The 18,114-nt window shown below is 56.7% G+C and carries 17 protein-coding genes and 2 pseudogenes; 5 read left to right on the top strand and 14 right to left on the bottom strand.

All coding sequences use genetic code 11. From position 1 onward, the window contains the following. Positions 1-33: 33 nt before the first annotated feature. From ACQY1L_RS24590 to ACQY1L_RS24560, 7 genes are all read right to left on the bottom strand, one after another. A complete protein-coding gene (locus tag ACQY1L_RS24590) occupies positions 34-498 on the bottom strand; it encodes a methyltransferase family protein (RefSeq protein ID WP_371418998.1) in 465 nt (154 codons plus the stop codon). 196 nt (positions 499-694) lie between these two features. Next, positions 695-1,699, bottom strand: coding sequence for a cytochrome d ubiquinol oxidase subunit II (gene cydB, locus ACQY1L_RS24585; protein ID WP_153516925.1), 1,005 nt, complete (start codon positions 1,697-1,699; stop codon positions 695-697). Then, positions 1,689-3,092, bottom strand: a complete 1,404-nt coding sequence (locus ACQY1L_RS24580; protein WP_153516926.1) for a cytochrome ubiquinol oxidase subunit I — start codon at positions 3,090-3,092, stop codon at positions 1,689-1,691. Before ACQY1L_RS24580 ends, cydB begins: the two co-directional genes overlap by 11 nt. Before the next feature lie 21 nt (positions 3,093-3,113). Continuing rightward, positions 3,114-3,905, bottom strand: a complete 792-nt coding sequence (locus ACQY1L_RS24575) for a sulfite exporter TauE/SafE family protein (RefSeq protein ID WP_430262199.1) — start codon at positions 3,903-3,905, stop codon at positions 3,114-3,116. An 18-nt stretch (positions 3,906-3,923) separates the two neighbouring features. Continuing rightward, on the bottom strand, positions 3,924-5,600 hold the full coding sequence (locus ACQY1L_RS24570; protein ID WP_430262197.1) for a TIGR01244 family sulfur transferase: 1,677 nt from the start codon (positions 5,598-5,600) through the stop codon (positions 3,924-3,926). A gap of 14 nt (positions 5,601-5,614) precedes the next feature. Further along, a complete protein-coding gene (locus ACQY1L_RS24565; protein ID WP_430262195.1) occupies positions 5,615-6,055 on the bottom strand; it encodes a DUF6691 family protein in 441 nt (146 codons plus the stop codon). Continuing rightward, positions 6,052-6,483 carry a YeeE/YedE family protein gene (locus tag ACQY1L_RS24560; protein WP_430262193.1) on the bottom strand — a complete coding sequence of 144 codons (432 nt, stop codon included), beginning with the start codon at positions 6,481-6,483 and terminating at the stop codon, positions 6,052-6,054. Before ACQY1L_RS24560 ends, ACQY1L_RS24565 begins: the two co-directional genes overlap by 4 nt. 300 nt (positions 6,484-6,783) lie before the next feature. Here ACQY1L_RS24560 and ACQY1L_RS24555 point away from each other — a divergent pair, with 300 nt between their 5' ends. From ACQY1L_RS24555 to ACQY1L_RS24540, 4 genes are all read left to right on the top strand, one after another. Continuing rightward, complete coding sequence (locus ACQY1L_RS24555) at positions 6,784-7,431, top strand: peroxiredoxin (protein WP_430262254.1); 648 nt, start codon at positions 6,784-6,786, stop codon at positions 7,429-7,431. Then, positions 7,428-7,859 (top strand): ArsR/SmtB family transcription factor, encoded by a 432-nt coding sequence (locus tag ACQY1L_RS24550; protein ID WP_153516932.1) that lies wholly within the window; start codon positions 7,428-7,430, stop codon positions 7,857-7,859. Before ACQY1L_RS24555 ends, ACQY1L_RS24550 begins: the two co-directional genes overlap by 4 nt. Before the next feature lie 19 nt (positions 7,860-7,878). Then, entirely contained in the window at positions 7,879-8,766 is an 888-nt protein-coding gene (locus ACQY1L_RS24545) for an MBL fold metallo-hydrolase (protein ID WP_153516982.1), read from the top strand. A gap of 574 nt (positions 8,767-9,340) precedes the next feature. Further along, positions 9,341-9,778, top strand: coding sequence for a DsrE family protein (locus tag ACQY1L_RS24540; RefSeq protein WP_430262191.1), 438 nt, complete (start codon positions 9,341-9,343; stop codon positions 9,776-9,778). A gap of 161 nt (positions 9,779-9,939) precedes the next feature. On the opposite strand, the gene ACQY1L_RS24535 is transcribed toward ACQY1L_RS24540, so the two are convergent. From ACQY1L_RS24535 to ACQY1L_RS24505, 7 genes and pseudogenes are all read right to left on the bottom strand, one after another. Beyond that, positions 9,940-11,739 (bottom strand): heavy metal translocating P-type ATPase, encoded by a 1,800-nt coding sequence (locus ACQY1L_RS24535; RefSeq protein ID WP_246670649.1) that lies wholly within the window; start codon positions 11,737-11,739, stop codon positions 9,940-9,942. Positions 11,740-11,856: 117 nt separating this feature from the next. Beyond that, a pseudogene (locus tag ACQY1L_RS24530) lies at positions 11,857-12,012 on the bottom strand (cation transporter); the annotation flags it as partial. Between the two features lie 31 nt (positions 12,013-12,043). Beyond that, on the bottom strand, positions 12,044-13,078 hold the full coding sequence (locus ACQY1L_RS24525; protein WP_430262189.1) for a c-type cytochrome: 1,035 nt from the start codon (positions 13,076-13,078) through the stop codon (positions 12,044-12,046). Beyond that, a complete protein-coding gene (locus tag ACQY1L_RS24520; protein ID WP_249741337.1) occupies positions 13,075-14,313 on the bottom strand; it encodes a c-type cytochrome in 1,239 nt (412 codons plus the stop codon). The genes ACQY1L_RS24525 and ACQY1L_RS24520 overlap by 4 nt, the downstream gene beginning before the upstream one ends. Further along, positions 14,310-14,930 carry a cbb3-type cytochrome c oxidase subunit II gene (locus tag ACQY1L_RS24515; RefSeq protein ID WP_153516936.1) on the bottom strand — a complete coding sequence of 207 codons (621 nt, stop codon included), beginning with the start codon at positions 14,928-14,930 and terminating at the stop codon, positions 14,310-14,312. Before ACQY1L_RS24515 ends, ACQY1L_RS24520 begins: the two co-directional genes overlap by 4 nt. Further along, complete coding sequence (locus tag ACQY1L_RS24510; RefSeq protein WP_430262186.1) at positions 14,927-16,501, bottom strand: cbb3-type cytochrome c oxidase subunit I; 1,575 nt, start codon at positions 16,499-16,501, stop codon at positions 14,927-14,929. Before ACQY1L_RS24510 ends, ACQY1L_RS24515 begins: the two co-directional genes overlap by 4 nt. Positions 16,502-16,941: 440 nt before the next feature. Beyond that, positions 16,942-17,158: pseudogene (locus ACQY1L_RS24505) on the bottom strand (transposase); the annotation flags it as partial. A gap of 218 nt (positions 17,159-17,376) precedes the next feature. On the opposite strand from ACQY1L_RS24505, the gene ACQY1L_RS24500 reads away from it, so the two are divergent. After that, a complete protein-coding gene (locus ACQY1L_RS24500; RefSeq protein WP_343723965.1) occupies positions 17,377-18,066 on the top strand; it encodes a L,D-transpeptidase in 690 nt (229 codons plus the stop codon). Positions 18,067-18,114 lie beyond the last annotated feature (48 nt).

The following is an 18,114-nucleotide window of genomic DNA, read 5'->3' as shown; positions in this document are numbered from 1 at the left end:
CTTTGGATTCATCGTCGCGCTTCCCACGCCCTGTTACAGCCATCTTCTCGTTCTCTCGGCATAAAGCTTCCAGCCGTCGCCAAATCGGCGGTGCAAATGCTCCTCTTCACGCTGGATTGCAACGCGACCCACAATGGCGGCCGACAAGAATGCAAACAGCGTCAGCCAGGCATTGGCGATTAGAAAGCTAATGCCAATCATAACCAACATATTGGCGAGATAGATGGGGTTTCTTGTAAACCGGTAGGGTCCTTGGGTCACAAGACGTGAGGCGGCTCGATGAGGCATTATGCTCGTCCGGTGTATATACAGCGACGCTGCAGCCCAAAGGTCCAACGCAAGACCCACACCGATTGCCAAGCTGCCCAGAATCTTGACGACCCAGTGATCCGGCAAGGGAACCGATAGCAAGGTGTTTAAGGCGTAGGCCGCAAAAAATGCCGCTATGTAGATCAACGGCGGCCAAGGAATAACGTTTGGTCTCGTTTCCAGGTTCACGCTATTCTCCCAATGAAACTGGCCGAGCAGTCTAGGCCCGCCAGTTCATGCCGCCAAATCCGGCGCTGACGCTACGGTTAGCCAGGTGATAGCCACAGACGAATACCGAACGCCACGACGCCCGTCACACCGACACCCGCCACCCACAGGGAGACGAACCAGAGGAGCCGCTTTCCCCAGCGGAGGCCGCTGGCCATCAATGATATCCCTCTTCCGGGCGAACCTTCCCACGAAAGACCCAGTAGGAATAGCTGGTGTAGGCAAGGATGATCGGGATCAGGACCGACGCGCCGACGAGCAGAAATTTGAGGCTTTCAGGCGGTGCAGCCGCCTCCCAAATCGTCAGTGAAGTCGGAACGATGTAAGGATAGAAGCTTATGCCAATTCCCGCATACCCTAGAAAGAACAGCGCAAGCGCCGCCAGGAAAGGCTGAACATCCTTTTTCGCTTTGAGCCCCGTGATGATGAGGTAGAGGCAGCCAAGCACCAGCAAGGGAACCACAACGCTAAAGATCGCAGTCGGGAAGCCAAACCAGCGATCGAGATATTGTGGACGTAGCCACGGCGTCCATAAGCTAAAGATCGCCATAGCTGCAATGGTCGCCAAACTGACGCGCGTCGCAATCCAGCGCGCCCGTTCCGATAGCGCTCCCGTCGTCTTCATCACCAGCCAGGTCGATCCCAGGAGCGAATATCCGATGACCAAAGCCACGCCGGTCGCGATAGAGAACGGTGTCAGCCAATCCCACCAGCCGCCGGCATAGGCGCGGCCAACGATCGGAATCCCTTGCACGAGGCCGCCAAGCGCGACGCCCTGTGAAAACGCTGCTACCATCGATCCGCCGGAAAAAGCGACGTCCCAGACCCTCTCCCAGCGCTTGGTACGCCACCGATACTCGAACGCCACGCCGCGGAAAATCAAGCCGAGAAGCATTGCGATGATTGGCATGTAGAGGGCCGGCAGGATCGTGGCATAGGCAAGTGGAAAGACTGCCATGAGTCCCCCACCGCCCAGAACCAGCCAGGTCTCGTTGCCATCCCAGACCGGAGCAACCGTATTCATCATCACATCGCGATCGTGCTTTTCCGGAAATACCGGAAACAAAATACCAACCCCCAAGTCAAAGCCGTCCATGACGACATAAGCAAGGACGGCAAAGGCGATGATAGCGGCCCAGATGAAAGGTAGATCAATGGCCATGGGAACCTCCCTGGGTGGGACCAGGCGTGATCCCTTGGGTACGAAGTGGGCCTTCTTGCAATTCCGGAGTGGGATCGCGCGGAAGTCTCGCCATCAAGCGCAAGATGTAAAAGGTGCCAGCGCCGAAGACGAAGAAATAGACAATGACAAATGCGATCAGGGACGTCGCAACGGCGGGAGCTGCGATCGGCGAGATCGAGTCGGCTGTGAGCAGATGTCCGTAGACCGTATAAGGTTGTCGTCCGACTTCCGTCGTGATCCATCCCGCAAGTACAGCAACAAATCCTGCTGGGCCCATTCCGACAGCGGCGCGGTGAAGCCAGATGTTTGTATGCAGGGTCCCCCGATAGCGACAGAATAGCGACCAAACGCCAAGACCGAGGATGGCAAACCCGAGACCCACCATCACCCGGAAAGACCAGAACACGATGATGACGGGAGGTTCCCGGTCGTCGGGGATCGTGTCCAGCCCAGCAAGGGGCTCATTCAGGCCATGCTTGAGGATGAGACTGGAAAGCTTGGGTATTTCAATTGCATAATCGACGCGCTTTTCTTCCTGATTGGGAATGCCAAACAAAATGAGGGGCGCGCCGTCTGGATGGCTGTCGAAATGGCCCTCCATGGCCATCACCTTGGCAGGCTGGTGCTCCAAAGTATTGATTCCATGCTGGTCGCCGGCCAGGATTTGCAAAGGCGCGACCAATGCAGCCATCCACATCGCCATCGAAAACATCTTGGCTGATCGGCGTGGCGCTGTACCGCGAAGGTTATGCCAGGCACCAACCGCCCCAACGACAAGAGAAGTCGTCAGGTAGGCAGCGAGCACCATATGGACGAGGCGGTAAGGGAAAGAGGGATTGAATACGATAGCCCACCAATCGACAGGTATGAATTGCCCCTTGTCGTTCATGCCAAATCCTGCAGGCGTCTGCATCCAGGAATTGACGGCAAGGATCCATGTTGCCGAAATGAGCGTGCCTAGGGCCACCATCGATGTCGCCAGGAAATGCAGACCATGTCCAACCCGTTTGAGGCCGAACAGCATAACGCCTAGGAACCCTGCCTCAAGAAAAAATGCTGTTAGGACTTCGTATCCCATTAGAGGGCCGATCACCGGCCCGGCCTTGTCGGAAAAGACGGCCCAATTGGTGCCGAACTGATAAGACATCACGATACCTGAGACCACGCCCATCCCGAACGCGACCGCAAAGATGGTCTTCCAAAAATTGAAAAGCTCGAGATAGACCTCTTTTCCGGTCTTCAGCCAAAGTGCCTCAAGGACAAACAGGTAGCTCGCCAGCCCGATAGAAAACGCCGGGAAGATGATATGAAACGAGACGGTGAAAGCAAACTGGATTCGAGCCAGAATAGTCGCGTCAAAATGTTCGAACATGATGTCTCCTGACGACGCTGCTCAGGCGTGCATGAACTGACCAGCGCTTCTGTACAGCATGTACGCAGCAACCACAAAAATAAGTGCCGCGAAAAGACTGTTCAACATGCCTTTACGTGAAGATAGTTTCTTGGCCAGGGAAGCGCCCGCGAGCCCTCCGACAACGCCGCCGCCGATGAATATTGCCGCCAGAACCCAGTCGACATATCCGGAAATCGCATAGTTCAAGGCGGTGGTCAGGCCGAAAGCCGTTACCGCGACGAGTGAAGAACCGATGGCAAAGATGATCGGCATTCCGGTTGATGCGATCAGCCCGGGTACGATCAAGAAGCCCCCGCCAATCCCAAAGAAACCTGAGAAGATTCCGGTGAGGCCACCGTATCCTGCGACCTTATGGATGTTCTCTCGTGAGCACTGTGCACCTGGATTGCCTTCGGCTCCTCGCTTTCGAAACATCAGCACGCCGACCACCAGCATCAGAAGAGCAAAAAGGAAAAGCAACTTCTGTCCATCGACCATTTTGCCAAGTGTCGAACCAGCCAGGGCGCCGAATACGCCCGCAACACTGTATACCCCAGCGCAACGCCATTTGACGTTGCCAAGCCGCCAATGGCCAATAAGATTGGCGAACGCGTTCGCTGCGACGGCGAAAGCGCTGGTTCCAATTGCCAGGTGGGCGCTGGGGACGCCTACGACATAGACCATCAGAGGCACAGCCAGGATTGAGCCGCCGCCTCCAAACATGCCAAGCGTGAAACCCACCAGGCCGCCGGAAAGCGCCCCCAGACCGTATTGTAGCGGTTCAAGATTCATTGTCTTCTCCGGCCGCTCCTAGGCGGCCTTTGCCTTGAGGTCTGGGGAGACAAGCCACTCCCGGCCCTTGAGCATGCCATGCCAGTAGATCCTCGGCAGCGCCTCGGACTTCAGGTACCAGGCGAGACTGGACGGTTTCGTGCCGTCGATCACCCATTTTGGAAAGGTCGGCATGAGCTTTCCGCCATATCCGAACTCCGCCAGTACGATCTTTCCGCGTTCGACTGTCAAAGGGCACGAGCCGTAACCATCGTAAGCTGCCGGTATTGGCCGACCGTCCAGAGTGGCCAAGACGTTTTCAGCGACAATTGGAGCCTGCTTGCGTGCCGCCGCAGCCGTCTTCGCGTTCGATGTGCCTGCGGCGTCACCGAGCGAAAAGACATTTGGATAGCGCTTATGCTGGAGGCTGGCCTCGTCCACGTCGATCCAACCGGCTTGGTTGGCAAGCGGGCTTGAACGGACGAAGTCGGGAGCGACCTGTGGCGGGCAGACATGTATCATGTCAAAGCCGCGGGTTTCTTCAACCACCGCGCCGTCTGCGCCAGCACGGGCAAATCGCGCCTCCTTCTTCGAGCCATCAACGGCGACGAGCCGGGAGCCGAATTGAAGATCCGCGCGGTATTTCTTGATGTACTCCATCAGCGCAGGCACATAGTCCTTGACGCCGAAGAGAACCGGACCCGCATTGTGAAATTCGATCGAGATGTCGTTGATGCGGCCGTTTCGAAACCAGTGATCGCCAGAAAGATACAGCGCCTTTTGTGGGGCGCCAGCACATTTGATCGGCATGGGCGGCTGCGTGAAAAGCGCCTTGCCACCCTTGAGATTCTGCACCAGCGACCACGTATAGGGTGCGGTATCATAGCGATAATTGGAGGTGACCCCATTGCGGCCGAGTGTTTCTTCAAGGCCCTCGATTGCCGCCCAGTCGAGCTTGATGCCTGGAGCGGCCACCAACATACGGTAACCGATGCGCCGACCATCGGCCAAATGCACACGGTCATGATCAGGATCGAATTCGGTGACCGCCGTCTTTTCCCAGGTTACGCCATCGGGCATAACGTCCGCCATCGAGCGCACCGTCTCCTCGGGCTTGAAAATTCCGCCGCCAACCATGGTCCATCCTGGTTGATAAGCATGACGCTCGGATGGGTCGACGATGGTGATCTTTAGGCCAGTCCGACGCTTAAGAAGACTGGCGGCTGTGGCGATACCGGCGGAGCCAGCGCCGATAATGAGGACGTCGCAGACAGCCGGCAGTATTTGGTCATGCTTGAAATGCTTCGGCTGAAGCCGTGGACGAAGTTTTTCGAGATCATACCCTGCTGCCTTGGTTGCGGCCAACACAGTGTCTGCGCCGTCTTTGTCGGCCTGAGACATCGCCCATAGGGTAGCGGCGCGCGTTCCGGATCGGCAAAATCCCAAAACAGGCTTGGGCAGATCCCTCATCGCCTCGTCAAAGAGCGAAACATCGCGATCACGGATGTCGGAAGCAACAACCGGGATGTGTCGAAACTCCAGGCCGGCAGCCTTCGCGGCGAGCGCTGTATCTTCGGCGCCGGGCTGACCGGCTTCCTCGCCATCCGGGCGGTTGGAAATCACGGATTTGAAGCCGAGGCGCGCAAGTTCGCCCATATCCTCATTCTTGATCTGCGGTGAAACGCTGATGCTGTCATTGATCTTTCGGATGTCCATGAGGCTTTCCTCCTTCAGTGAGCCCGAAGCGGCGCGTTGTGCCGGGACGAGACGATGCGATAGGCGAACATGCCGAGAAGCATGGCCACCGCGAACAGAACGGCTTCCCAACGAGCCGTTACAAGTGCTGCCAGGGCAGGGCCTGGGCAGAGCCCGACCAGCCCCCATCCAAGGCCGAACAAGGCGGCTCCGGACAGAAGCTTGCCGTCGATGGTCTTGTTGCTGGGGACATGAAACTGATTGTCGAGGACCGGCCGCAGGCGTCGGCGCTTCACCGCATACGCGACCGAGGACGGGATCAAAGCCCCGCCCATGACGAAGGCGAGGGACGGGTCCCAGGATCCGGTAACGTCGAGAAAGGCGAGCACCCGTGCTGGATTGACCATATCCGATATGACGAGGCCGAGGCCAAAAAGGACGCCGCATACAACGGATGAAAGTATTCGCGCGGTCATGACAGCCCTCCGATGAGATGGCGGGTCACGAAAACGGTGGCCGCCGCGATGACCATGAAAGTGGCGGTTGCGATGAGCGAGCGCGGCGAAAGGCGGGCAAGTCCACAGACGCCGTGGCCGCTGGTGCAGCCGGAGCCCAGTCGGGTTCCGAACCCCACCAGAAGCCCGCCGGCGATTAGCAGAACAGGCGAACCGGTTATCACCACATCGGCCTCTCGGATGAGATTGAAGGCGATTGCGGCTCCGGCGAGAATCCCGCTAACGAAACCGATGGCGAGGCCGGTTTGGCCCCCGCCCGTCCAACCGAGCATGGATGCCGTCAAACCGGAAATGCCCGCGATACGGCCGTTCAAAAGAAGATAAAGACCTGCCGAAAGGCCAATCAGGAGCCCGCCGGTAAGAGGCCATATGAAGTTGAGGTTAGACAATGTGGCGCTCCTGTCTCGGACGTTCTAGGCCCGCTGAGGCCAGACCCTCGTCCGCTCCGACACTTTCATATTTTACGTAATCGATTTTCATGTGGACCATCGGACCAACGATTGCAAATTCGCGTTATTGACGAAAAATTTGCCGTGGCGTGACAAACGAGAGGATTTTGGCCGTTTTCGCAACTTTCACTCAGTAAAATACATATTTACAATAAGAGTGCAAGTGTGTATTCCTCATAGCCAGCGCTGTGACCCTTCTCTATAGCCGGGCATCGGCTTCTTGATGGAAAAGGTTGGATGATGGATGCAGTAAATGCCGCGCCGGTCCTGGCGGCTACCACACTGAGGATCAACGATCGCGCACCGGGCTTCACAGCCCGGTCAACTGAGGGTGAAGTCTCACTGTCTGGTTATCGCGGTCGGTGGCTCCTGTTCTTCTCGCATCCGGCAGACTTCACCTCGGTATGCACGAGCGAGTTCATCGCATTCGCACAGGCGCAGGACAAATTTTCAGCCTTGAACTGCGACCTTCTGGGGCTTTCGGTGGATAGCCTTTACTCGCATGTCGCATGGTTGCGCGATATCGAGCGAAGCTTTGGCGTCAAGGTGAAGTTTCCCCTGATCGAGGATTCGGCGATGGTTGTCGCCCGAGCCTATGGCATGCTGGATTCCGCTTCGGAAAATAGCGGCACTGTCCGTGCGACATACGCAATTGACCCTGAAGGCATCGTGCGTGCGATCGTCTGGTATCCGATGAATGTCGGGAGGTCAGTTGATGAACTTCTACGCCTCGTCGAAGCACTTCAGACTTCTGAGAGAGACTGCGCCCTGACACCAGAGGGCTGGAGACCCGGACAGCCGCTGGTGGAGCCGGCCGCGTCCTCCATGGAGGAAGCAGATCAGACGACCGAAGGCCAGACCTGGTATTACAGGGAGCGTCGGGCATGAGTGAAGTGGCCTTGAGCCTGGAAGTCATGCAAGACAAATGCGCGGAGGCGGCAGAGTTCATGCGCCTGTTCAGCACTCCGAGCCGACTGATGCTGTTGTGCCATATTGCGCAGCGCGAGCGATCGGTCGGTGAAATCCAGGAAGATCTGGATTTCAAGCAGCCCGCCCTTTCCCAGCAACTGGCAGAACTTCGCCAGGCAGGGGTTGTACAAACGCGCCGGGCTTCTCGTCAGATCTATTATTCGATTGCCGACGATCGAGTAGCCGTCGTCATGAATATGCTGATGCAGATGTTTTGCGGTCCGGCCTACGTCAACCGCCCGATCGATGACCCCGTGAAGCCAGCTGTGACTAAAACGCTCCAAGTTGTTCGATCGACGTTCCCCGGAGAGATGGCGCGGTGGGCACGCTTGGAAGCGGCAGAGTAAGAGAGGAAACCACATGTCCATGCATTCGCCTGTCGTCAAATCGTTTTGGGACAAGCCTACTGGCAGCTGGCAATACGTTTTTCACGATGCGTCCACGATGAAGGGCGCGATCGTCGATCCGGTTCTCGGCTATGACACCCTTGCTGGCGCAACCGATACGACCCGCGCGGACGAAATTCTGGCTTATATCGAGGCAACGGGGATCGAAGTCGTCTGGATCCTCGACACGCATCCTCATGCCGATCATTTCTCGGCCGCACCTTATCTCAAAGGGAAGCTGACGGCGCCGATGGCGACCGGCGAACACGTCGTGAAGGTTCAGAAGCTGTGGAAGGATATTTACCACCTTGATGATGGCTTCCGCGCGGACGGCTCGCAATGGGATCGTCTATTCAGAGATGGAGAAACATTCGAAGTCGGCCAAATTCCGGTGACAGTATTCTTCTCACCCGGACATACGATGGCCTCGATCACCTACGTCGCAGGCAACGCGGCATTTGTGCACGACACTTTAATGATGCCCGATAGCGGCTCGAGCCGAGCCGACTTCCCCGGCGGAAGTTCACGTGAGCTCTACCGTAGCATACGCCGGATTCTCGATTTGCCGGCAGAGACCAGACTCTTTGTCGGGCATGATTATGCTCCAGAGGGTAGGTCGCAGAAGTGTGAGGCGAGCGTGGCAGATCACCTTGCTCACAATAAACATTTTTCCGGATCGCCAAGCGAGGATGAATTCGTGAAGGTCCGCGACGCGCGCGACGCGAAATTGCCGCTACCGAAGCTGATGCTGGCAGCCCTACAGGTAAATATCCGTGGTGGGCGCCTTCCGAAACCCGAAAACAACGGCCGGTCATACCTTAAAATTCCGGTCGGATATTTTCAGCCGCGCAAAGAGGATGCAGAGTAAAGCCGCACATTCCTTGAACCGCAGGCGCGGCCTTAAGGATAGATTGGTTGAAGACATGAAGAATGTATGCGTTCCCGATCCTAGATTCAACTTTTAAGCTGGGCAGTGTCGGTGAGCGAACCAATTGAACTTCTGGTCATTGCTCCTGAGCGCCGATACGACTCTTCGGTGCACCGTACAGATCGTGCGGCTTCGGGCAATCCGGATCACTCCATGAACTTCCCGCCAACGTAGGTGGTGGTACCTTACCCTTTCCTTTAAGTCGTTCCAGTGCGGTACGGCATAGGATTTGAGATCAGGCGTTGTCCTTTTATACCGCGACATCAGACGTCGGTTCAACGTCAATAATTATCAGGGCGAGAGCACGACGACGCTCGAAAGGGCTTTCCTGTCCTGCTGGGTTCACTTTCACGGCATTTTGCGGGGCGTGCGCTCGTTGCCGCAGTAAACTGGAGAAATGCATATGTCACTACGAAGGATTTGCCTCATTGTTGTGGGTTTAGCCACGACAACCCCTTCGGTTTTTGCTCAGTCTGACTTTTGGACAACGCCGACGATCCCTGGATACGGGAAGATGCATGATCTTCCTGATGCCCAGTATCGCCCTGAACCGGCTAAAACCTACAAAATCGTTTTCGGGCTGACAAAGGCAGCGACCGCGCCAGACAAGCCCAATCCTTCGCTCGACCACGTCGCACGAACGCTCAATCTCTATGTCGCCGCGGGTGTCCCATTGTCCAATCTCAAGTTCGTCGCTGTCGCGTCAGGAGAGGCGACCAACCTCGCGTTGGACAACGAGCACTACAAGGCGGCGCTGGGAGTCGACAATCCCATCCTACCACTTATCAAACTGCTACGTGATCATGGGGTGGATGTCGCAGTTTGCGGTCAGGCTGTCGCTGAACACAAGTTCGAATATGCCTGGATCGACAAGTCGGTTACGCTTTCGCTCTCGGCGCTGACGACAATCACAACGTTAGAAGCTGAAGGATACGCATTGATGCCAATGTGAGCCAGCCGGCTTGTCCACAATACACGCACTCCAGGCATACGGCAAAACGCGTCTTGTCCCGTGAAGGCTTCGGAAACCGATTTTTGTGGAATTTTGAGTACACGGCACACAGCTTGCCAAACTCGGTGCTTTTTGGCTCACGATCCAGTGCTCGAGGCGGTCTAACGACGCGGCTGTGGCAATATCTTCAACCGAATGCTGTTCAACGCTACGGAGAGAGAGCTGGCGAACATAGCTAGCGCAGCCATGGATGGTGTAAGAATGCCTGTGATAGCAAACGGAACCGCAATCAAATTGTAGGCAATAGCCAGTACCAGATTCTGCTTGGCGATTGTCCCCATGCGGCTAGATAGCGCTATCGCTGTCAGTATCTGGGAGATGCCTCCCTTTACAATGACCACATCGGCTGTCTGCGCGGCGGCGCCGTGGGCCTCGGCAACCGACATCCCGCAATCTGCAGCGACGAGCCCTTGTGCGTCGTTGACGCCGTCGCCCACAAACAAAACAGGACCGGGGACGGCTTTTATAAGCTTGACCTTGTCCGCGGGAGTACAGCCAAAGACTGCACGACGAGCGGGGATACCAAGTTCCGCGGCTACCTTCATAGTCGGCCCAACGGCGTCACCAGACGCGATCCAGACATCAATGTTGCTATCGCGCAATCGATGCACTGTCATGCGCGCTTCATCGGTTGGGGCGTCAGCAACACTAAGCCGGCCGACCAATTCGCCGTCAAGGGTAACGGCAAGCGATGTTAGTCCGTCATTCGTGTTCAACCCGGATACCGTAATGCGACGGCCGTCCCAATCGCTACCCTCGGCACTTCGCTCTAGGCGTGTCCCTCCCTTTCCTTCTTCGCGCCCGTGCCGTGCGACGATAGCGCGCGCCAGCGGATGATCGATCCCCGTCTCGGCCCGAGCGGCGACTCGTAGTATTTCGTCTTGAGTCCAGCCTTCGGAGGGGTGAACCTCGACTACCGTTGGTCTACCGCTAGTCAGCGTCCCGGTCTTGTCGAAGATCGCAGTCGTGATATGCGCGAGTGCACTGAATGCGATAGGGTCGCGCAGACGGAGACTAAGTGTCGCCGCGATACCTGCAGCGCGCGCCTGTGCCAAGGGTCCCGCGATCGACAATGCACATGGGCAGGCCGCGGCAAGAATGGTAAGCCCCCTGATAGCGCTCTCCGTCGCAGATATACCTGCAATCGGCAGGGCTATAGCAGTGATGAGTGCGAGACAAGGAATACTCCAACTGAGCGTTGCGGCAATTTCCTCAGCGCGTGACGTCGTCGCGCCCCGTTGCGCAAGCTCAAGCGCAACCGCGCCGCCCATGCGATCAATGTCGCGATCTCCATACCGACGATCGATAGCGACAACGATGCGATGTTGGAGGTTGACGGATCCAGCTTCGACACGTTGTCCCACGCAGACCTTGATTGCACAACTTTCACCGGTGAGTACGGCACGATTGACTAGGCTTTGCCCTTCCTCGATCACCCCGTCCATCCCGATGGTGGAACCCGCGTCGACGACAATTTTGTCGCCGATTCCACTCTCAGTCGCCGGAATGGACTGGTCGCCAGCAGATGATCGCCGGACCACCGTTTCAAGGGAGATTCCCTCGAGCGCTTTCAGCGCTTCGATCGCGCTTTGCCGTGTCATCAAATCGACGAGACGCCCAATAAGCAACAGCGTGATCAGCATCGTTGCCGTGTCAAAATAGACATGAGACGATCCAGCAAAGAGAGAGAAGCAGGAGAGGAGGAATGCACCCCCGGCGCCGAGCGCGACAAGCAGGTCCATGCCCGGAGTGCGAAGCCGTATTGACCTGAACGCCATCCAAAAAATTTCAGCACCCGACCACACGATAACAGGCAAGGCCAGTATTCCCGATCCAAAGGCTACCCACCATGCGGCCTTAGGATCGAGAACCGTGACATACAAAACGATGGCAAGTGCCATCGACCACATTCCCGACATGACGGCAACTGCTAGGCGCAAAGAGAGACAGCTTATGTCGGCAGACATGATCGCCGAGAGTTCGTCTGGCCGATGGCGATCAATCAGAGTGTATCCCGCGGCAGAGACCGCCAAGGTTATGTCTGCAATGGAGAGACGCGGACCATCCCAATCGATCAATATCGAGGCAGTTAGGTGATGCACGCCAACCGAGTTGACGCCGGGAAGCCGGCTAACATGACGCTCAAGCCCGCGGGCGCAGCCTCCACATGCCATGCCGCTGACCCCGAAAAGACGGCGCAAATCGCTAGTCCACGGCGCCGACCGGGCGCTCCGGGTCTGGCGTGCCGATCCCGCGGAGTACGCCGTCGACTGTCTGACCGTAGTAGATCTGGTCGCCGTCGTGGTACTGCTTGCGGGTTGCCTCGATTGTCTTATCTTTCTGGCGTGGATCCTTAGGCCGTTCCAGACTGTCTATATATGCGGCTACGTCCCATGCTTCCTGATCAGTTAGACGCCCGGGTTGCGACAGAGGCATATTGTTTTTGATAAACGCAGCCGCGGTGTCGATGCGGGCCATGCCGGCACCCCAATTAAACGAGTTGGCACCCCAAAGCGGCGGAAAGACGTAGCGGCCGTTGATGTCCTTCTGGCCTTGGCCATCGCCGCCGTGACAAACTGCACAGTTCGTTGCAAAAACCTCTTGGCCGCGCTCCGGCGAATATCCGAGCTCGGTCTTAGCAACCTTGCCGAATCCGCCGCCCTCGGGAGCTTTATTGGTCGGAGCATTGGTGGCGAGCCAATAGAAATACGTCTGCAGATCACGGTAGATATCATCGCCCGCCGGCGGCGGACCACCTTTCACGGAATGTTGTGCATTCATCGAGTAGGTGAAGCACCCCTTGACACGATCTTCCATGGTGTTGATCTGTTTGTTTTTTGATCGGTATTTCGGGTATTGTACCCAAGCGGCCCACATCGGGGCCGAGAATGGTTGTCGGCCAGCGCCGAGATGACAGTTGGAGCACGACAGGCCGTTGCCAACGTATTGCGAGGCATTGGTCGCGGTATTCGTGAATATTGCCTGGCCTCGCCGAACAGCCGCGCCAAACTGATCGTTCGGGATGTGGTCGTCGGTCGGGGGCTGAAACAAACTGGCATGGGTACCGACTACCTCGTTCTCCGAAGTCTGTCGGTTAGGAATAAAACCTGTCTCATAGGCCAGAGCGCCCAGAGCGGCTACGATTAAACCTGCTCCAGCAGCGTATATCCACGTTCGAGCGATGCGTCCTTTTTGTGGCACCGCCGGTTTGACTGATGTGTTTTCTTCTGGCTCCATCATTGCACGTCTCCGATCTTGGCGCCATCTCCTGCCGGGACTGGAGGAAGCGAGGCGAGATAGTCTGCGACCGCTCTGCGATCCGCGTCGGAAAGCTCACGGGAAATCCGACCCATCAGGTCGAGCGAAGAATTGTTGCGATGACCACCGACCCACGCAGCGAGCTGAGTTGCCGTATAGGACGCGTGCTGGGCGGCGAGAGCTGGAAATGCCGGCGAAACACCGAAGCCCGATGGCCCATGACAGGAGAAACAGGACGGCACATTTCGGTTCCAGTCACCGCGCAGTGCAAGCTCTTCGCCACGCGCGATGTCGCCTCCGAGTTCCGGTTTAGCGTTCGAAGGCACACGCAAGCTGGCGTAATATTCACCCAGCTGGCGCTTTTCCTGATCGGACAGTGTTATAGCGACGATACGCATAGTCTCGTTGAGCCGACGTCCTTGCGCGAAATCGTCGATTTGCTTGATGATGTAGTCTGCTGGAAGGCCCGAAAGGCGTGGGACATTTTCCTTACCTTGTCCGAGATCGCCGTGACAGCTTGCACATGCCCATTGCTCGCCGCGTCCTTTGAAAATTATTGCGGAGACTTCAGGGCTGAGAGAAATGGATGTCTTCGCCTCGAAAGGAGGCTGGTCGCCGAGGGAAAGTCCGGTGGAGGACGCGATCTCCGCCCCTCCTTTGAAGCCGCCTTTGTCGGCAACCTCGGTGCGGAGCATAGCGACAGCCGCCGCTTCAATTTTCTCGGACGACTTTCCGAACCGATGCGCCACATAAGTGGCCAGCTCGCCAAGCTCCACGTTGCTCAGCACGCTGGCAAAACTTGGCATATGGCCGCTGAAGTTATAATTCCCGACGCGGATCGGCCCATCTATGCCGCGCAACAGGATTGTTGAAACAAGTTCGGGTCCTTGTGCGGTGAAAGCCGATCCGGCAAGAGGCGGGATAGCGCCTCGCACGCCCACGCCGTCAGACTGATGGCAAGTAGAGCAACGGGCAGTGAACAGCGCGGCACCCGGCTCCGTAATTGCACCTGTCGCCTTTCCGCTTTCCGCTACTCTCTCGTCGCTCTGCGCTGCAACATCCTCTCGCATGGTAAATAGCGACGCAGCGCCCCATATGCCAAGTCCTACAGCGATAGCAATCAACGGCCATGGCATCTTGCCGTGAAGCTCGTACGGCTCGAAATTCTCGTCGGGTCGTTCTAACCTGTCCTTCTGCGAAGGTTTATCGATCGTCATTGCGCTCTTTCCTGACGGTAGTAGCCATCGTCGCGCAGTGCATTGGCCGGCGCGGGATAGGTTCGGTCGAGCGATTGCAGGTAAACCGCCAAGTCGAGCGCTTCCTGCTTAGCGATCAAAACGCCGGCCTTCGGCGCATATTGTGATGGCAAGGCGACGACGACGTCACCGGGAGCCGCAGCGCTCTTTTCCTCAAACAGGAAGGGATAGGAAGGCATGATGCTCCATTCGAAGATGGCGCGGGGTTGGTAGAGATGCGTGAGATGCCAATCTCGCGATGGAAGACGAGCGCCGACATTGAGCAGGTCCGGCCCTGTCCGCATCGTGCCGAGTTGGTGTGGACTGTCATAACTGTAGTCTGCGGCGACCGCCGGACGGCCCCAGCCTCTTTCACCGTCCGGCCCCTGGTCGGGTGAGCGCGGCTGCTGACTGTGACAGTAAACGCAGCCTAGCGAGACGTAGACCTCGCGACCACGTGTTTGTTGCTCGGTGTAGGGTTTTAGATCGGACGGAATCTCGTGCCGGCTGATTTGGATTCCAGGCGCGACGACAAGCATCAAGGTCGCGAATGCAAGGATACCCAAAGCAATGATTGAAAGTGGGAGATACCGGTTCATTCTGCTGGGACCATTTTCGTGGCAGCCGGTTCGCGCCAAGGGAACAAGATTGAGGCGACGTTAAATGCGAAGATGAGGTGGCCGAGCGTCATCAAGCCGCCGCCAACGCTACGTGCCTCGAGGTAGGGGATGGTAACGGTGACACTGTCTGCAAATGGCCGGGTTGCATCGAGCATGGCAAGACCCTGAAGGACGCCGCCAATCGACAGCCCAAAAAAGTAAATCGCAAAGCCGAACACGATTAACCAGAAATGCGCGTTGATCAGCGCTGGCCAGTGGAATGCACGTCCGGTCATGCGCGGGAAGATCTGATAAGCCGCCCCGAACATAATGATGGTCACAAAAGCATAGGCGCCAAGATGGGCGTGCGCGACGGTGTAGTGCGTGAAATGTGTGATCGTGTTTATGGAACGAAGAGCCTCGATCGAGCCTTGGAAAGACGCCAGCGTATACATGACTGCGCCGAATGAGATGAAGCGAAGCGGTAACGATTCCTTAAGAGCCCACAGATTGCGCGCGACCGTGACATGTTGGTTGATGGCAACCGCGATCACTGGAATGAACATCATCACCGAGTGGACGATTGAGAGCGTCACAACCCAAGTCGGCACAGGCCCGCCGATCAGATGGTGTATGCCGACTTGACTGTAAAAGAGAGCAAGGCCCCAGAACCCAAGCAACGATACAGAATAAGAATAAATTGGCTTCCCGATGATCTTAGGGATGAAATAGTAAGCAGTACCAACACCGAGAGGCGTTAGCCAAAGCCCAAGAACGTTATGGGCGAACCACCAGTTGACCGTGGCCTCTTCGACACCAGAGTGAATATAGGGGATATTCGCAACGACAAAAAGGAAAGGGAACCATACAATCCCAGCAAGAAAATACCAGCCGGACACATAGATGTGGTGGACTTGCCGAGCGATCGTTGTCTTAACCAGCGATATGGCGAAGAACATGCCTGCTAGCGCCAAGAGCATGTCGAGCTGCCACGGGATCTCCAGCCATTCTTCGCCGTCAGTCCACCCATTGGCGATTGCAAGCGCTCCAAGACAGATTGCTATATTCCAAAGAACTGCGCCTATTATGGGGAGTTTCGGCGCGCGCAACGGTGTGTGGAAGACGCGTGGCAGGATCCAAATCATCGAGGCCACACCCATTTGGGAAAGCCAACCGTAGATAACGAGGTTGAGATGTAGGGTGCGAACCCGACCGAAGGTGAGCGGTGCAAAAGCCGAAAGCCAGTCCGGCCAATGAAGCTTTAGGGAGGCAATTAACCCAAAGGTAGAGCCGAGTATAAGCCAGAAGGTTGCAGCGACCAAAAGAACGGTGACGGGTGTCGCAGAAATCCGATCGATGCCAGAAGTCGCACTGTCGAAGTAGTGCCGCTCGGAGAGCGAATGTTTAGTATCGGGACTATCGAGATGGCTATCATCTCCGCTTGCAAAGATGACATTTGCATCTCTCTGATCGAGCTTGATCTGCCGGTTACTGATCGCCCAAATCAGGAAGGCAAGCGCCAGCAATGATACGGCAAAACTTAACGCCAGTAATAGTCCCATCGTCACCATGCACTATCCACCCGTCCCTTTGATGAGCCCCCCGCGAGCGCGCACGTCATCGACCACCAACCTTAAGCCAAACTTAAAGGTGGCCGCCAGTTAAGGGAAAATATCATTCGACGGTGACCACGGTAGCTCGCCTTTCGCAGGAAGAAGCGGGCCGACCATCTTTTTAGTCGTGTCGGTCGATCAGCTATTTAAATAGAAATCTGGACCCTGGAAAGGACCGCTCAGCCGTGTTTAGGTCTCACGAGGCAGTCGTTTTGGGGACTTGTGTCGAACCTGTTTCGGTAAGACGTCGGTTGGGCGCCCTGATCTTCTCGCTCGTCAGTCGCTCCGGTGCCAACGATTGTGGAAATTTTGTCGCCGGAACGAAATTCGCCGATAGTGGTCACCACGCAAGGATAAGTCAGCCCCAGTTCGACGAGGGTCTCAGGGAGGGCATCCTACACGCCCTGCTCGGTCCATCGGCGGAAGCGCACATAGAAGGAACGCCACTTGCCGTAGCGATTGTGCTTGTGGCGCCGGGGACAGCCGACCCGAAACATGCAACATGCCGTTTAGATATCGCCGATCGTGTGCGGGCCGGGACTTCCCCCCACGTTTGGTGGGCAACACCCCCTCGATGATCCGCCATTCGATATCTGTCAGGTCGCCGCGAGCCAAAACCGCCTACTAAAAGCAGGTTTGAATCACGCTTCCGCTGATTTGGAATCCACTTTGTCAACAGATCCTAAGCCAGAACGCGATACGCGCGATAGACCGATTGTCAGGGGTCAATCGGTTTCCTTTAAGGTGTCCTTAAGGTTGCTCCCTCGTCATATGACCATCAAACAGGATACGAGGGATTTGTTTTGAATTCGAAAATACTGGCCTCTGGCGCAATGGCCCGGCGTACGTTTATCGGAGGGCTTGGAACATTTGCTTTGGCTGGCTGCACGACTATGGAGACACAACCAGTCCAAGTCGTGCAGACTGAAACGCCACGCTTGGTGCCCCCACCCATGTACTACGCCATGCCGAACGAGATGTTTCCTATTCCAGAAGTCGATGTCTCCAAGGTCGACCCAAAGTGGTGGCGGACGAGTGTGGACTATCCGACCGATGAAGTTATAGGCACTGTGGTCGTCGATACGCCTAACCGCTATCTGTACCATATACAGGCATACGGTCGTGCTACCCGGTATGGTGTCGGCGTCGGTCGAGACGGCTTTTCGTGGGCTGGTCGGGGCCGTCATATCGCTTATAAGCGAGAATGGCCCCGATGGAACCCGCCTGACGAGATGGTGGCGCGCCAGCCGGAACTGGAACCTGTGAGCATTGCAAACGGCGGCATGGGCCCAGGGCTCAAGAATCCTCTTGGAGCGCGCGCGCTCTATATCCACGAGGGCAACCGGGATACCATTTATCGCATTCACGGCAATCCGGAGTTCTGGACAATCGGTCGGGCCGTGTCATCCGGATGTATCCGCATGATTAATCAAGATGTGATCCACCTTTACGAAAACGTACGCGAAGGAAGCGCGCTCGTAGTCATCGCCGATCCGGCGATGAGCCACCTCATGGTAGGATGACGGTCCATAGGTGACCTAGGGAGACGCAGCCACTGGTAACGGCAAAAC

Source organism: Neorhizobium sp. DAR64862/K0K3 (assembly GCF_050500185.1).
GTDB lineage: Bacteria > Pseudomonadota > Alphaproteobacteria > Rhizobiales > Rhizobiaceae > Neorhizobium > Neorhizobium soli.
This window is presented reverse-complemented; position numbering and strand designations above follow the sequence as displayed.

Coding starts and splice junctions, on each gene's coding strand:
- ACQY1L_RS24570 (WP_430262197.1), bottom strand. CDS start 5,600: ATGGACATCCGAAAGATCAATGACAGCATCAGCGTTTCACCGCAGATC.
- cydB (WP_153516925.1), bottom strand. CDS start 1,699: ATGGCCATTGATCTACCTTTCATCTGGGCCGCTATCATCGCCTTTGCC.
- ACQY1L_RS24545 (WP_153516982.1), top strand. CDS start 7,879: ATGCATTCGCCTGTCGTCAAATCGTTTTGGGACAAGCCTACTGGCAGC.
- ACQY1L_RS24515 (WP_153516936.1), bottom strand. CDS start 14,930: ATGAACCGGTATCTCCCACTTTCAATCATTGCTTTGGGTATCCTTGCA.
- ACQY1L_RS24565 (WP_430262195.1), bottom strand. CDS start 6,055: ATGACCGCGCGAATACTTTCATCCGTTGTATGCGGCGTCCTTTTTGGC.
- ACQY1L_RS24520 (WP_249741337.1), bottom strand. CDS start 14,313: ATGACGATCGATAAACCTTCGCAGAAGGACAGGTTAGAACGACCCGAC.
- ACQY1L_RS24550 (WP_153516932.1), top strand. CDS start 7,428: ATGAGTGAAGTGGCCTTGAGCCTGGAAGTCATGCAAGACAAATGCGCG.
- ACQY1L_RS24525 (WP_430262189.1), bottom strand. CDS start 13,078: ATGATGGAGCCAGAAGAAAACACATCAGTCAAACCGGCGGTGCCACAA.
- ACQY1L_RS24510 (WP_430262186.1), bottom strand. CDS start 16,501: ATGGTGACGATGGGACTATTACTGGCGTTAAGTTTTGCCGTATCATTG.
- ACQY1L_RS24580 (WP_153516926.1), bottom strand. CDS start 3,092: ATGTTCGAACATTTTGACGCGACTATTCTGGCTCGAATCCAGTTTGCT.
- ACQY1L_RS24535 (WP_246670649.1), bottom strand. CDS start 11,739: ATGGCACTTGCCATCGTTTTGTATGTCACGGTTCTCGATCCTAAGGCC.
- ACQY1L_RS24500 (WP_343723965.1), top strand. CDS start 17,377: ATGGCCCGGCGTACGTTTATCGGAGGGCTTGGAACATTTGCTTTGGCT.
- ACQY1L_RS24540 (WP_430262191.1), top strand. CDS start 9,341: ATGCATGATCTTCCTGATGCCCAGTATCGCCCTGAACCGGCTAAAACC.
- ACQY1L_RS24575 (WP_430262199.1), bottom strand. CDS start 3,905: ATGAATCTTGAACCGCTACAATACGGTCTGGGGGCGCTTTCCGGCGGC.
- ACQY1L_RS24555 (WP_430262254.1), top strand. CDS start 6,784: ATGGATGCAGTAAATGCCGCGCCGGTCCTGGCGGCTACCACACTGAGG.